The sequence below is a fragment of the Nitratireductor sp. PBL-C9 genome, from assembly GCF_050877045.1.
GTDB classification, from domain to species: Bacteria; Pseudomonadota; Alphaproteobacteria; order Rhizobiales; family Rhizobiaceae; genus Nitratireductor; species Nitratireductor aquimarinus.
In genome coordinates this window covers 286,254-299,736 of the sequence record NZ_JBPAXW010000005.1, presented here as the reverse complement: position 1 = coordinate 299,736, position 13,483 = coordinate 286,254, and the positions used below count along the sequence as shown (strand labels likewise).

The 13,483-nt window shown below is 60.9% G+C and carries 9 protein-coding genes and 1 tRNA gene; all 10 read left to right on the top strand.

Annotated elements, in window-relative coordinates; translation table 11 throughout:
* Positions 1 to 152: 152 nt before the first annotated feature.
* Entirely contained in the window at positions 153 to 437 is a 285-nt protein-coding gene (locus tag ACRTG1_RS13095) for a hypothetical protein (protein WP_222474230.1), read from the top strand.
* 111 nt (positions 438 to 548) lie between these two features.
* Positions 549 to 622 (top strand) — tRNA-Cys (locus ACRTG1_RS13090).
* 331 nt (positions 623 to 953) lie between these two features.
* The gene (locus tag ACRTG1_RS13085; protein WP_204360824.1) at positions 954 to 2,762 is read left to right on the top strand and encodes an amidohydrolase; all 1,809 of its coding nucleotides are present in this window, start codon (positions 954 to 956) and stop codon (positions 2,760 to 2,762) included.
* Positions 2,763 to 2,879: 117 nt separating this feature from the next.
* Positions 2,880 to 3,815 carry a pirin family protein gene (locus tag ACRTG1_RS13080; protein ID WP_432516240.1) on the top strand — a complete coding sequence of 312 codons (936 nt, stop codon included), beginning with the start codon at positions 2,880 to 2,882 and terminating at the stop codon, positions 3,813 to 3,815.
* Between the two features lie 201 nt (positions 3,816 to 4,016).
* Positions 4,017 to 4,691 carry a protein-L-isoaspartate O-methyltransferase family protein gene (locus ACRTG1_RS13075; RefSeq protein WP_206546379.1) on the top strand — a complete coding sequence of 225 codons (675 nt, stop codon included), beginning with the start codon at positions 4,017 to 4,019 and terminating at the stop codon, positions 4,689 to 4,691.
* Positions 4,692 to 4,896: 205 nt separating this feature from the next.
* A complete protein-coding gene (locus tag ACRTG1_RS13070; RefSeq protein WP_206546378.1) occupies positions 4,897 to 6,261 on the top strand; it encodes a TolC family outer membrane protein in 1,365 nt (454 codons plus the stop codon).
* 294 nt (positions 6,262 to 6,555) lie between these two features.
* Positions 6,556 to 7,368 carry a PopZ family protein gene (locus ACRTG1_RS13065; protein WP_206995012.1) on the top strand — a complete coding sequence of 271 codons (813 nt, stop codon included), beginning with the start codon at positions 6,556 to 6,558 and terminating at the stop codon, positions 7,366 to 7,368.
* Between the two features lie 204 nt (positions 7,369 to 7,572).
* Positions 7,573 to 10,425, top strand: coding sequence for a valine--tRNA ligase (locus ACRTG1_RS13060; RefSeq protein ID WP_432516239.1), 2,853 nt, complete (start codon positions 7,573 to 7,575; stop codon positions 10,423 to 10,425).
* 427 nt (positions 10,426 to 10,852) lie between these two features.
* Positions 10,853 to 12,085 carry an OmpP1/FadL family transporter gene (locus ACRTG1_RS13055; protein WP_297559927.1) on the top strand — a complete coding sequence of 411 codons (1,233 nt, stop codon included), beginning with the start codon at positions 10,853 to 10,855 and terminating at the stop codon, positions 12,083 to 12,085.
* Between the two features lie 249 nt (positions 12,086 to 12,334).
* Positions 12,335 to 13,267, top strand: coding sequence for a TerC family protein (locus ACRTG1_RS13050; protein ID WP_299935241.1), 933 nt, complete (start codon positions 12,335 to 12,337; stop codon positions 13,265 to 13,267).
* Positions 13,268 to 13,483 lie beyond the last annotated feature (216 nt).

Here is a 13,483-nt window from a genome sequence, read left to right as displayed (position 1 = left end):
AAACCGAATTCAGCTTTGCAAAGAGGCAAATGTGTTTTTTGTCTTTTTTTTCACAAGCGCCATTCCTTGGATCCAATTTGCAACGCATATGAAGCATCTGCGTTTGTGCAGCAAAACCGCTGAAATGTGCGGAACGGGCGACGGAACGGGCGATGGAACAACAGGAAGACAGGCAGGACGACGACAAGCGCGCGAAGCCTTCGGTTTCGCTGATGGGGAAACGAATCCCGATTCCCCAGTCGCGTCTGGCACGAATCACGGGCGGGTCGGGCCTCGTGGTGCTGGGCATATTCGGCTTTTTGCCCGTGCTGGGCTTCTGGATGATTCCGCTTGGTCTTTTGATTCTGTCCTATGACATCGCCGTGGTGCGACGGAAACGGCGCAAGATGACCGTCTGGTGGAGCCGCCGGGGCGGCGACAGGACGAACAGGCGGTGAGAAAGGGCTCTTATAAGGGGCTATGACGATAAATTGCGGATCAATGACATTGTCCGCTTGACGGGGAAATAGTCGCAACCTATTGAACTGCTCGATGCTGCTTGCCAGCATGGCCTCGTGGCGGAGTGGTTACGCAGAGGACTGCAAATCCTTGCACCCCGGTTCGATTCCGGGCGAGGCCTCCAAATTCTCTTTCTTCATGAATATAGATCGTTTTGGTGCTGGCTGCCGTGGGCGCACCGGCTGGCGTAAGCCAGCTGTTTGGGGCTTGTGAGAGCAGATTGTCTCTCGATCCAGCCCCGTCCTTCTTCACCTCTTGGAGTGCTCCGCCCGCTGGCAAGGGGGGAGGGGGAAGCCGTTAGTCGACTGATAACCATATTCCTGCCCTAACGTAAGCTGAAACTGGCGCTCGCCCTTAGAAGGGGCGAGACTGCTTCGCGTTCCGCTCTTCTTTGATTCGTGAAAGGAAAAGCGGGCGGGGACGGTATTTGTATGGAAGTACACAGGGGCGATCTTATGATGAATTTTCACGCACTACGTGCATTGCTTTTGGCGGGCACCGTGTTTGCCGGTGGAGCGGCTTGCGCGCAGGAAATTGCCGACACGATCTACAGTGGTGGCCCGATCCTGACGATCAATGATGCGCAGCCGACCGCTGAAGCGGTTGCGGTGAAGGACGGACGTATTCTCGCCGTTGGCGCGCTGGCCGACATTGAGGCCCACAAGGGCGATGAGACGACCGTTTTCGAATTGGACGGCCGCGCCATGGTGCCGGGCTTCGTCGACAGTCACGGTCATGTGGTGTTTGGCGGCCTTCAGGCGCTCTCGGCAAACCTTCTGCCGCCGCCGGATGGCGGCGTTGCTGACATCGCCAGCCTGCAGGAGTCGCTTCGAAAGTGGATCGAAGACAACGCCGAGACCGTCGACAAGGTCCAGATGGTCATCGGCTTCGGCTATGACAATGCGCAGCTGGCTGAACTGCGCCATCCGACGCGTGAAGAACTGGATGCCGTTTCGACGGAGCTGCCGATCCTGATCGTCCATCAGTCCGGGCATCTGGGCGTCGTGAACTCCAAGGCGCTGGAACTGGCGGGCGTTACGGCCGATACCAAGGACCCGTCAGGTGGCGTGATCCGGCGCGACGAGAACGGTGAGCCGAACGGCGTGCTGGAAGAGTATGCGTTCTTTACCGCTCTTGGTAAGATGCTGGGTGACCTCGGTGAGGAGGGCATGCACGCATTTGCGCGTGCGGGCGCCGAACTCTGGGCGCGCTTCGGCTACACGACCGCGCAGGACGGGCGTTCTGCGCCATCGATCGTGGAGGTTCTGAAGAAGCTTGGCGCCGAAGGGGATCTGCCGATCGATGTCGTGGCGTTTCCCGACGTTCTGGAAGCGCCGGATTACATCGTTGAGAATTTCTCGCAGGACTATACGAACGGTGTCCGCGTGGGCGGCTGCAAGCTGACCATTGACGGTTCCCCGCAGGGTTTTACGGCGCTGCGTGACCGCCCCTATTACAACCCGGTTGGCGATTATCCGCCCGGATATTCGGGTTATGCGGTGATCGGGATGGATGTCGTGCAAAACGCCGTCAACCATTGCTACAAGAACGGTCTGCAGATCATCACGCACTCCAATGGCGAAGCGGCCTCGGACATGCTTCTGACTGCCATCGAGGTGGCGCAGAAGGAATACAGCGACGCGAACAATCGCCCGGTTCTGGTGCACGGCCAGTTCCTGCGCGAGGATCAGGTCGACACGATCAAGCGGCTTGACGTCTTCCCGTCGCTGTTCCCGATGCACACTTTCTATTGGGGCGACTGGCACCGCGATCACACGGTCGGACCGGTGGCGGCAGACAATATCTCGCCGACCGGCTGGGTGCGTCAGCGGGACATGATGTTCGGTTCGCATCACGATGCGCCGGTGGCTCTGCCAGACAGCATGCGCATTCTCTCTGCGACGGTGACCCGCCGCACGCGCTCGGGCGACATTCTGGGGCCGAGCCAGCGGGTGGACGTGCCGACGGCGCTGAAGGCCATGACGATCTGGCCGGCCTGGCAGCATTTCGAGGAGGACGACAAGGGTTCGATCGAAACCGGCAAGCTGGCCGATTTCGTGATTCTCTCCGACGATCCGACCGCAATCGACCCGGAAACCCTGTCCAGCCTGACCGTCCAGGCGACGATCAAGAATGACAGGGTGGTCTATGAGGCGGACGGAAGCATGCAGAAGACCGAGTTCCTGAACTGGCCGGTCGGCCCGGATGGCGAGGCATCGCATCATCTGCTGCACGCCATGTATGACGGCATGAGCAAGAAGTAACGGACGAACCCGTTCAAGATCGACCGCCGGAGCACGCTTCGGCGGTCGTTTTTCTTTTGTGCCGACCATGCGGATGGTACTGTTTGGGGATGAGCTGTCCCGTGTATGGAGGCGTCGATGAGCTGGAACCCCGCACTCGAACCCGGCTGTCCGGATGACATTGAAGCCGAATCCATCGAGACGCTGATCATTCCGCGCGCCCGTGACATTGGCGGGTTCGAGGTGCGCCGCGCGCTGCCGGCGCCACGCCGCCAGATGGTTGGTCCGTTCATCTTCTTCGATCAGGCGGGGCCGGCCGAGTTTCTGACCGGGCAGGGGATTGATGTCAGGCCGCATCCACATATCGGCCTGGGGACGGTCACTTATCTCTTCCGCGGCGATTTTCATCACCGGGACAGCATCGGCTCGGACCAGGTCATTCATCCGGGCGCGCTCAACTGGATGGTTGCCGGGCGTGGCGTCTCGCATTCGGAGCGCACCAGCGAGGCAGCCCGCAAGGGGCCGCACAGCCTGTTTGGCATCCAGACCTGGGTGGCGCTGCCCGAAGCGATGGAAGACGCGGCTCCGGCATTCGAGCATCATGAGAAGGAGACGCTGCCGGAGATCGTCGATGACGGCATCGCGCTGCGTCTGATTCTGGGACGGGCTTATGGCGAGACTGCGCTGGCGACGGTGTATTCCGACATGTTCTATGCGGATGTGATGCTGGAGCCGGGTGCGCGTTTCCCGTTGCCGGACGATCATGAGGACAGGGGTATCTATGTGACGGACGGGGCGATCTCCGTTGCGGGCCAGGTTTTCGGGGCCGGGCGGATGATGGTGTTTCGTCCGGGCGATTCGATCACCGTGGCGGCGGGAAGCGAAGGGGCACGGATGATGCTTCTCGGCGGTGCAACGATGAACGGCCCGCGCTATATCTGGTGGAACTTCGTCGCCTCTTCGAAAGACAGGATCGAAGCGGCGAAAGAAGACTGGAAGCGCGCGCGCTGGGGTGCGGGACTGTTCGATCTGCCCACGGGAGACGATCAGGAGTTCATTCCGCTGCCCGGGTGAAGGGGTATCCGGCCTTTGACACAATTGGCGCCGGGAATTCGGGGGCGCCGGGGCGCTATCAACCGCCAATATGCCGCAGCGGGGCGGAGTAATTGACAGGGGCGGCGGCAGCCGCTAGCAAACCCGTGAAATCGTTGTTTTCGCCGCGTTGGGAACACAGTCCCGAGGGCGGCGCGAAAACAGGCATCGGGAACCAGACGCATGACAATCGATTTTTCCCAGCAGCGCGCCAATATGGTTGAGGGACAGTTGCGCACGTCGGACGTGACGGCGAGCGCTCTTCTGGACGCCATGGGTGACATTCCGCGCGAGGCGTTCGTGCCCGGCCGCAAGCAGGCTCTCGCCTATCTTGACGAGGATCTTGAGATCGCGCCGGCAACGGATGAGAGCGCGGCGCGCTATCTCATGGAACCGGCAGCGTTTGGCAAGCTGGTGCAGCTCGCCGACGTGCGCTCCAGCGACGTGGTGCTCAATGTGGGCGCGGGCTCGGGCTATTCGGCTGCGGTTCTGTCGCGTCTTGCAAGCTTTGTGGTTGCGCTGGAGAGCGATGAGGATCTGGCCGCCAAGGCAACGGATGCGCTCAGCGAACTCGGTTGCGTGAATGTTGCCGTGGTCAGCGGACCTCTGCAGGGCGGCTATGCCGACGATGCGCCTTATGACGTGATCTTCATCGGCGGCGCGGTGGATTCTGTGCCGCAGACGCTGATCGATCAACTGCGCGACGGCGGGCGACTCGTCGCCGTGATCGGTGAAGGCAACGCTGCGCAGGCGCTGCTTTATGTTAAGGATGACGGCATTGTTTCGAGCCGCGTTGCATTCAATCTGGCCGTGAAGCCGCTTCCCGGCTTCCAGAATGCACCGGAATTTGTCTTTTGATCAGTGACTTGTTGCTTTCCTGCAACGGAATTGATCAAGAGTTTGATGTAATGTCTATATAAAGAGCGCCTGGATTTGGGGGTGGGGGACAGGCTAACCGTTTGGTCTCCCGGGCGTGGACGCCGGTCGAAAGGCCGGAATTGATATTAGAGGTGGTGGTGTCGATTCGGCGCGGCTGCCGAAAACAGTCCGAGGTTGGCAGATCGTGTCCTTTTACCGTCGTTTCCTGATCCCTCTGGTGGCATCGTCCGCGCTCATTGCCGCGCCGGCCATTGCTTCCGCCGAAACCATTCTCGGCGCTCTGGCGAAAGCCTATCAGAACAACTCCACCCTGAACTCGGAACGCGCCGGCGTACGGGTGACGGATGAAGACGTTGCGATTGCCAAGTCCGGCATGCGCCCGCGCATTCAGGGCACGGCGTCCTTCGCGCTTACCCACAATGACGGCACGGATATCAGGACCGGTGAGTTTGGCGTTTCGCTGACGCAGCCGATCTTCGACGGTTTCCAGACGCGCAACAATGTGCGTGCGGCCGAGGCTGGCGTGCGCGCCGCGAATGAAGGGCTGCGCAACCAGGAGCTCAACACGCTGTTTAACGCTGCCAGCGCCTATATGGACGTGATTCGTGATCGTCAGATCGCGGCGCTGCGCGCGCAAAACCTCGAATTCCTTGAAGAGCAGGTGCGCTCCGCACGTTCGCGCTTCGATGTGGGCGAGGGCACGCGCACCGACGTGGCACAGGCGGAAGCGCGCCGTCAGGCGGCTCTGGCGCAGCTAAGCGCCGCGCGCGCTTCGGTGACGTCGAGCTCTGCCGTCTATCGTCAGCTCATCGGCGATGCGCCGGACAATCTGAAAACCGCCAACCCGCTGGTCAAGCTTCTGCCGAAGAACCTCGACAGCGCACTGGCAACCGGGCTTGCAGCCCACCCGGCCATCAAGGGCCGTCAGCATCAGATCGATGCGGCTTCGTTCCGTGTGAAGTCTGCCGAAGGCACTTTCCTGCCGCAGGTGAATGGCTCGGTCGGGCTCTCGCACAGCTATCAGGACACGTCGCCTGGCATTCCCAGCGACGGTTCGCGCGACAGCGCGCGTGTCGGCATCAATCTGACCGTGCCGATCTACCAGGGCGGTCAGGCTTCTGCGCAGGTGCGCAAGAACAAGGAATCGCTCGGCCAGGCGCGCATCAATCTCGATGTGGCGCGTGACCAGGTTCGCGCTGCCGTGGTTTCCGCATGGAGCCAGTATCAGGCCGCGCAGGGCGTTCTTTCCGCCAACCATGAACTGGTGCGGGCTGCACAGCTGGCGCTGAACGGCGTGATCGAAGAGCGCAATGTTGGACAGCGCACCACGCTGGACGTGCTCAACGCACAGGCCGACGTGATTGCCGCGAAGGTGGACCGTGTCAGCGCCGAGCGCGACATCGTGGTCGCCAGCTACGCCATTCTTTCTGCCACGGGCAATCTGTCTGCGAACCGTCTCGGTCTGCAGGTTGCCGAATACCGGCCGCAGGAACACTACGAGGCCGTCAAGGACAAGTGGTACGGACTGCGCACGCCGGACGGTCGCTGAAACCGCAAGCGTATCCAGCGCCGGTCCCGCAGGGCGGCGTGTTTAACGCATTTTTCATAAAGTCTCGTGTGCCGGGTTTGCTTTTGCGCCCGGCATTCTTGTGTGCAACCTGAAACAGGTGCTGCGCGGGGATTCTCATACCGCAGACGCTGCGTTACCCTTTTTTAGTGATTCGACCGTCTGCACTGGCGCCCGGACTTGGAATGGGAATGTCGCTCCGGACAAAGTCGGTGAAACGGACACAGGCTAGAGGCGGCTAATTTGACTATGTCACAGGGTTTCGGTGCGCACAAAATGGAAGCAGCGGTAGAAGCGCTGACTTCGAATGGAAGCCAGCGCGAGCCTTCCATGGAAGAGATTCTCGCTTCGATCCGACGGATCATTGAAGACAATGATGCGCCTGTGGCGCGCGCGGCAGATGCGGTTGGCGCCGTGACCAATGGTGCTTCTGCGGATGAGCGCTCGCAGGAGCGCGCTGCGCAGCCCGTGGAGGCGCAGCAGCCTGACGCCGCGCCGGCCGCAGCCGTTGAAGAGCGCGCTGCGCCATTTCAGCCTGCGCCTGACGTCGAGAGTTTTCGTGCAGGATTGCGCGAGGAGCCTTTCCGGCCATCCGTGAGCGAAAAGCGCGACGAGGGGCGGGCTGCAAACGGTTTTGACTCCAAGCCTGTCGAGCCTGAGCCGGCCGTGGATCACGGTCTCATGCAGCGCCTTGCCGAGGCGCGGCCCGCTGCTGCTCCTGTCGTTGAGGATGTGGCTGACGTCGATGATGCGTCGGATGTCTATTCCTACCGCAGCGTTGAGGAGCAGGAGCCCGAAGCGGCATCTCATGAAGATGTTCGTACGGAGGAACTTCCTCAGGTGAAGGCCTCTGCAGATGAGGGCGAGGGCGCGAAACAGGGCATCCTCTCCGAGTACACCGGACGCAAGGTTGCGGCGGCCTTTGGCGAACTGAACGAGGCCTTCGAGGCCAGCCGTCGTCGTCAGCTTGACCAGATGGCCGAGGAAATGCTGCGGCCCATGCTGCAGGACTGGCTCGACAACAATCTGCCCACGATTGTCGAGCGCCTGGTGCGCGAAGAGATCGAACGGATCGCGCGCGGCGGATAAGCCGCGCCGACTGCCGGTTGACTTGATCTGACCCTTCGGCTTTACACCCTGCTGTGAACGGACCAGATTTCTGGTTTACTGTCTCGACAGTGCGTTTCTCCGTTTCATGAAGCGGCGGGGCGGGCTGACCATTTGACTCCATGCAATTCCGGGCGAAAATCCGGTTTCCAATTTTTCCGGAATTGCTCTAGCGCGGAAACCCTCATGCTTGAAAAGACTTACGACGCAGCAAGCGTCGAGCCCAAAATCGCCGCACGCTGGGAAGAGGCCGAGGCCTTCAAGGCCGGCGCCGGTGCAGAACCTGGCGCGGATCCCTTCACCATCGTCATTCCGCCGCCGAACGTGACCGGCTCGCTGCACATGGGCCACGCGCTCAACAACACGCTGCAGGACATCATGGTGCGCTTCGAGCGCATGCGCGGCAAGGACGTGCTCTGGCAGCCGGGCATGGACCATGCGGGCATCGCCACGCAGATGGTGGTCGAGCGCCAGCTCATGGAAAAGCAGCAGCACCGCCGCGACATGGGCCGCGAGAAGTTCGTCGACAAGATCTGGGAATGGAAGGCGGAGTCCGGCGGGGCGATCATGAACCAGCTCAAGCGGCTGGGCGCGTCCTGCGACTGGTCACGTGAGCGTTTCACCATGGATGAGGGCCTGTCGAAGGCCGTGGTCGAGGTGTTCGTCTCGCTCTACAAGCAGGAGCTGATCTACAAGGACAAGCGCCTCGTCAACTGGGATCCGAAGCTTCTGACGGCGATTTCGGACCTTGAAGTCGAGCAGATCGAGACCAACGGCAATCTCTGGCATTTCCGTTATCCGCTCGCCGACGGGCTGACCTATGAGCATCCCTACAGGCTGGACGACGAGGGCAACCGCGTCATCTGGCGGCCTTCGGATGGGCAGCCGGATGGCTATGAGACGCGCGACTATGTGGTGGTCGCCACGACGCGTCCGGAAACGATGCTGGGCGATTCCGGTGTTGCGGTTCACCCCGACGATCCGCGCTACAGGGATCTGATCGGCAAGAACGTTCTCCTGCCGCTGGTCGGCCGCCGCATTCCGATTGTTGGCGACGAATATCCGGACCCGGAAGCGGGCACCGGCGCGGTGAAGATGACGCCTGCGCACGACTTCAACGATTTCGAGGTCGGCAAGCGGCATGATCTGGCGCAGATCAACGTGATGGCGACGGACGCAACGATCACGCTGAAAGGCAATGAGGCGTTTCTCGAGGGGCTGGAAGGCGCTGATGCGCCGCTCGCCCGCACGATCGCGGAGCTTGACGGCGTCGACCGCTTCGACGCGCGCAAGATGATTGTCGCGATGATGGAAGAGGCCGGGCTTCTTGAGAAGATCGAGCCGCACAAGCACATGGTGCCCCATGGCGACCGTGGCGGCGTGCCGATCGAGCCGTTCCTGACCGACCAGTGGTATGTCGACGCGAAAACGCTGGCGAAGCCGGCGATTGCATCGGTGCGCGAGGGCCGCACGAAGTTCGTGCCGAAGAACTGGGAAAAGACCTATTTTGAGTGGATGGAGAACATCCAGCCCTGGTGTGTTTCCCGTCAGCTCTGGTGGGGCCATCAGATCCCGGCCTGGTACGGCCCGGACGGGCAGGTCTTCGTCGAGAAGGACGAGGAGACGGCGCTCGAGGCCGCGATCCAGCACTACATCTCGCATGAAGGCCCCTGGAAGGCCTGGGTTGAGGACAAGCTGGAGAACTTCAAGCCGGGCGAGATCCTGACCCGCGACGAGGACGTGCTCGACACGTGGTTCTCTTCGGCGCTGTGGCCGTTCTCGACGCTCGGCTGGCCGGACAAGACGCCGGAGCTCGCACGCTACTATCCGACTTCGGTTCTGGTGACCGGTTTCGACATCATTTTCTTCTGGGTCGCCCGGATGATGATGATGGGCATGCACTTCATGGAAGAAGAGCCGTTCCACACGGTCTATGTCCATGCGCTGGTGCGCGACAAGTCGGGCGCGAAGATGTCGAAGTCGAAAGGCAACGTCATCGACCCGCTCGAGCTGATCGACGAATATGGTGCGGACGCGCTGCGCTTCACGCTGACCATCATGGCCGCACAGGGCCGTGACGTGAAGCTCGACCCGGCGCGCGTGGCGGGCTACCGCAATTTCGGCACCAAGCTCTGGAACGCGACGCGTTTTGCCGAGATGAACGGCGTCAAGCGGGACGAGAACTTCCGTCCCGAAAACGCGAAGCTTGCCATCAACCGCTGGATCCTGACGGAGCTGACGCGGGCGGCAAAGGGCATCACGGAAGGCATTGAGGCCTACCGCTTCAATGAGGCGGCAGGCACGGCCTATCGTTTCGTGTGGAGCCTGTTCTGCGACTGGTATCTGGAGCTTCTGAAGCCGGTGTTTGCCGGTGAGGACGAGGAGGCCAAGGCCGAGGCCCGCGCCTGTGCGGCCTATGTGCTCGACGAGACCTACAAGCTTCTGCATCCGATGATGCCCTACATGACGGAAGAGCTGTGGGCGCATACCGGCGGTGACGCCGGGCGCGACGCCGTTCTGGCGCTGACCCGCTGGCCGGCTCCCGATTTCACGGATGAGGATGCGGCAGCCGACATTAACTGGCTTGTCGACCTCGTTTCGGGCATCCGTTCGGTGCGCGCAGAGATGAACGTGCCGCCGTCTGCGACGGCTCCGCTCGTTGCGGTCGGTGCGGATGAGGCCATGCGTGCGCGCATCGCCCGCCATGATCCGGCCATTCGCCGTCTGGCGCGCGTCGGCGAGCTTGGCTTTGCCGGTGAAGCGCCGAAGGGCTCGGCGCAGATCGTGCTTGGCGATACCACTTTCTGCCTGCCACTGGGCGATCTGATCGACCTGTCGGCGGAAGCCGCGCGGCTTGAGAAGGAGATCGCCAAGACGTCCTCCGAGATGCAGCGGCTTGAAAAGAAGCTGGGCAATGAGAAGTTCGTGGCCAATGCGCCGCAGGAGATCGTTGCCGCCGAGCGCGAAAAGCTCACCGAGTTCGCCGATGCGAAGGGCAGGCTGGAAGTGGCGCTCGCCCGCGTGAAGGAAGCCGGGTGACGAAACTGCGCCAGTCTCTCTAAAGGGCTGGCGTCAGCGTGAAGACAATCAGGGCCGCGTCCGCCGAAAGGTGGGCGCGGCTTTTGTATGTCCGCTTGCGATTCGCCTGAATGGGAAGTCCACAAGGAGAAGCGCGACGCTTTCAACAAGCGGATCGTGACAGTTTCGTGAAGAACTCAAGGTTGTGTTGCGCCTGTGCAACACTGGCGTCATTTGTGATGCTCACCATGTCAGAATGTGTCAGATTCAGGGGTTTTTTAAGGCATGGGCGGCAAGACTCAGGCTAACCGCAACCGCTGTCGCCTGCCTATTCAATAGGCGTATTACGTTGACGTAAGCGTGAGGTGCGACAAACTGTACAAAGGCCAATTGTGGTGGGGCATGGCGCTGCTATCCTCCCATCGGACAATTGGAGGAGAGGGTTCTCATGGGTTTTGTTCGCTTTGTTTCGGCAGCGTTGTTGTCTTCGGCAGCGGTGGGCGCCGCTCAGGCCGGCGGGCTGGAGCGCGGTGGTTACAATGTTGATCTACTGTTCAATTCGGCACCGTTCGCTGCGGAGGCGACCGGCACCTATGTGATGCCTCAGCGTAAGCTCGACAATGTTGTCGATACGAATCCGCTGGATGGCACGCCGGCAGGGCCGTCGCAGGGGGTGAAGGATACGGAGAGTTATTTCTCCCCGCGTCTTGGCCTCAAGGTCGGCATTGGCGAGCAGGTAGACTGTCTGGTCGACTATTCGGAGCCATGGGGCGTGCACACCAATCCTGGCGCGAACTGGGCAGGTGCAAATCACAACATTGAGACCAAGGTCAACAGCCACAGCTTTGGCGGAACCTGCTCCTACAAGATGCAGGCAGGGAAGGGCGAATTCCGCGTACTCGGCGGTGTGTTCTACCAGCAGCTCAAGGGTTTCAAGGAACGTCTTGTTACGCCCGCGACTCCGTTCGGAAACGGTGTTGGGCGTCTTAATCTTGAGGGGAGCGGCGTGGGCTGGCGCGTCGGTGCGGCCTACGAAATTCCGGAAATCGCCTTCCGCGCGAGCCTGGTTTATAACTCTCGGGTCAAGCTGGACGACGTGACCGGTACGCTGGATCTCTCCCGGAATCCCCCCATTGGGCCGCTTCTCGGTCAGGTGACCCCGGTATATGGCTCGGCTGAAATGCCAGAGGTCGTGGAACTCAAGCTTCAATCCGGTATCGCGCCCAACTGGCTGGCCTTCGGCTCTGTCAAATGGGTGAACTGGAGCATTCTTCAGTCCATCCCGTTTTGCCCGGAATCCACACGCGGCTCGCCTTGCACCACCACAAGCAACAGGGCGACGTCGCTTGATCTTCTGTACCGGGACGGCTGGACGGTTTCCGGTGGTCTTGGCCACAAGTTCAATGAGCAGTGGAGCGCTGCGGCGAGCTTGACCTGGGATCGCGGCACCTCGAAGGGCTTTGGTCATCAGGCCGATTCCTGGACGCTTGGCGGCGGTGTTGCCTATACGCCCAACGAGAATGTGGAGATGCGCCTGAGTGGAGCGCTCGGCATTCTGACCTCTGGCGAATCCGGCGCCATCGTGGGCGATGACGGTCGGGTCTACGGCAACGACGTCTCCTACACCTTCGGCAATGATCTGGTTGGCGCGCTCTCCGCCTCCATGAAGGTGCGCTGGTAACGCGTCGCGCAGACTGTTTTTCGAGACCCGGCTTCGGCCGGGTCTTTTTGTTTGGGGAAGGGGTGAAAATGCCATGCATTTTTGCATGGCTTGGGCAGTTCGGCGGATCCGAAGGCTTGTACTGCGCCGGATTTTGCAGCACATAAGAGGCAGTCACCCGGTCCGGGCCCCTCTGGCAGGCAAGGCGTTGCCTGTGATGTCGGATCGAACGACAACGCGCAAACGCGGCGCAAACCTCGTATCCTTCCAATGACAACCCATGATTGGCTCTGGCCCGGCTTTCTAGCTTTTGTGGCCGTTATTCTCTTTTTCGACCTTTTTGTCCTGCATCGCCGCGATCACGTGATCACCACGCGTGAGGCGATGAAAACCGTTGCCGGCTATGTGGCGCTCGCCATGGTCTTTGCAGCAGGCGTGTTCTACTTCGGCGGCAAGGACCGCGGCGCCGAATTTCTGACCGGTTATCTGGTCGAGCAGGCGCTTTCCCTCGACAACATTTTCGTCATCGCGCTCATCTTCACCTATTTCAAAGTGCCGTCGGAGGCCCAGTACCGGGTTCTCTTCTACGGCATTCTTGGCGCGATCGTGATGCGTCTCTCGCTGATCGTGCCGGGCGTGAAGCTCGTTGATCAGTTCATGGTGATCGGCATGGCGCTTGGCGCGCTGCTGGTTTTCTCCGGCTTCAAGATGATGACGTCCGACGACGAAATGGTGGACCCCGGCGAAAGCCGGATCGTGAAGCTGTTGATGCGCACCGGACGCGTGACGGAAGAGTATGAAGGCTCGCGCTTCCTGACGCGGCGCAACGGCCTTCTCTACATGACCCCGCTTTTCGTGGTTCTGGTCACGGTGGAGTTCACCGATCTCATCTTCGCGGTGGATTCGATCCCTGCGGTGCTGGCGATCTCGAACGATCCCTTCATCGTTTTCTCGTCCAACGTCTTTGCGGTGATGGGGCTGCGCGCCATGTTCTTCGTGCTTTCGGGCATGATGCGCAATTTCAAATACCTTCAGACGGGCCTGTCGCTCGTGTTGATGTTCATCGGCTTCAAGATGCTGATCGCGCACTGGATCAAGATCCCGTCGCCGGTGGCACTCTCTGTCACGGCGCTCCTGATCGGCGGGTCGGTCGTGATCTCCATCCTTGCGCGCAAGCGCGAAGAACAACGGGCTCAGTCCTGATTTGATGCTCCGGGGCAGGGCGTGTTTTCGCCCTGTCCGACACCCCGAAGTCTACGCACAGACTTCTGTGCCCATTTGGCAACAGTTTCTCAATAAGCATTCGGCTAAGACTAGCGTGGGACGGAACGTCAATTTCCCGCCATAAACCCGGCGCATCGAAAATGCTCGATGGCGCTCGGGATACAACCGAATGTTCAGGAGAATGCCGCGCGCTGC

Excerpts from the sequence above, each read along its gene's own strand:
- ACRTG1_RS13080 (WP_432516240.1), top strand. The coding sequence starts at position 2,880 with ATGAGCTGGAACCCCGCACTCGAACCCGGCTGTCCGGATGACATTGAA.
- ACRTG1_RS13065 (WP_206995012.1), top strand. The coding sequence starts at position 6,556 with ATGGAAGCAGCGGTAGAAGCGCTGACTTCGAATGGAAGCCAGCGCGAG.
- ACRTG1_RS13060 (WP_432516239.1), top strand. The coding sequence starts at position 7,573 with ATGCTTGAAAAGACTTACGACGCAGCAAGCGTCGAGCCCAAAATCGCC.
- ACRTG1_RS13075 (WP_206546379.1), top strand. The coding sequence starts at position 4,017 with ATGACAATCGATTTTTCCCAGCAGCGCGCCAATATGGTTGAGGGACAG.
- ACRTG1_RS13085 (WP_204360824.1), top strand. The coding sequence starts at position 954 with ATGATGAATTTTCACGCACTACGTGCATTGCTTTTGGCGGGCACCGTG.
- ACRTG1_RS13095 (WP_222474230.1), top strand. The coding sequence starts at position 153 with ATGGAACAACAGGAAGACAGGCAGGACGACGACAAGCGCGCGAAGCCT.
- ACRTG1_RS13050 (WP_299935241.1), top strand. The coding sequence starts at position 12,335 with ATGACAACCCATGATTGGCTCTGGCCCGGCTTTCTAGCTTTTGTGGCC.
- ACRTG1_RS13055 (WP_297559927.1), top strand. The coding sequence starts at position 10,853 with ATGGGTTTTGTTCGCTTTGTTTCGGCAGCGTTGTTGTCTTCGGCAGCG.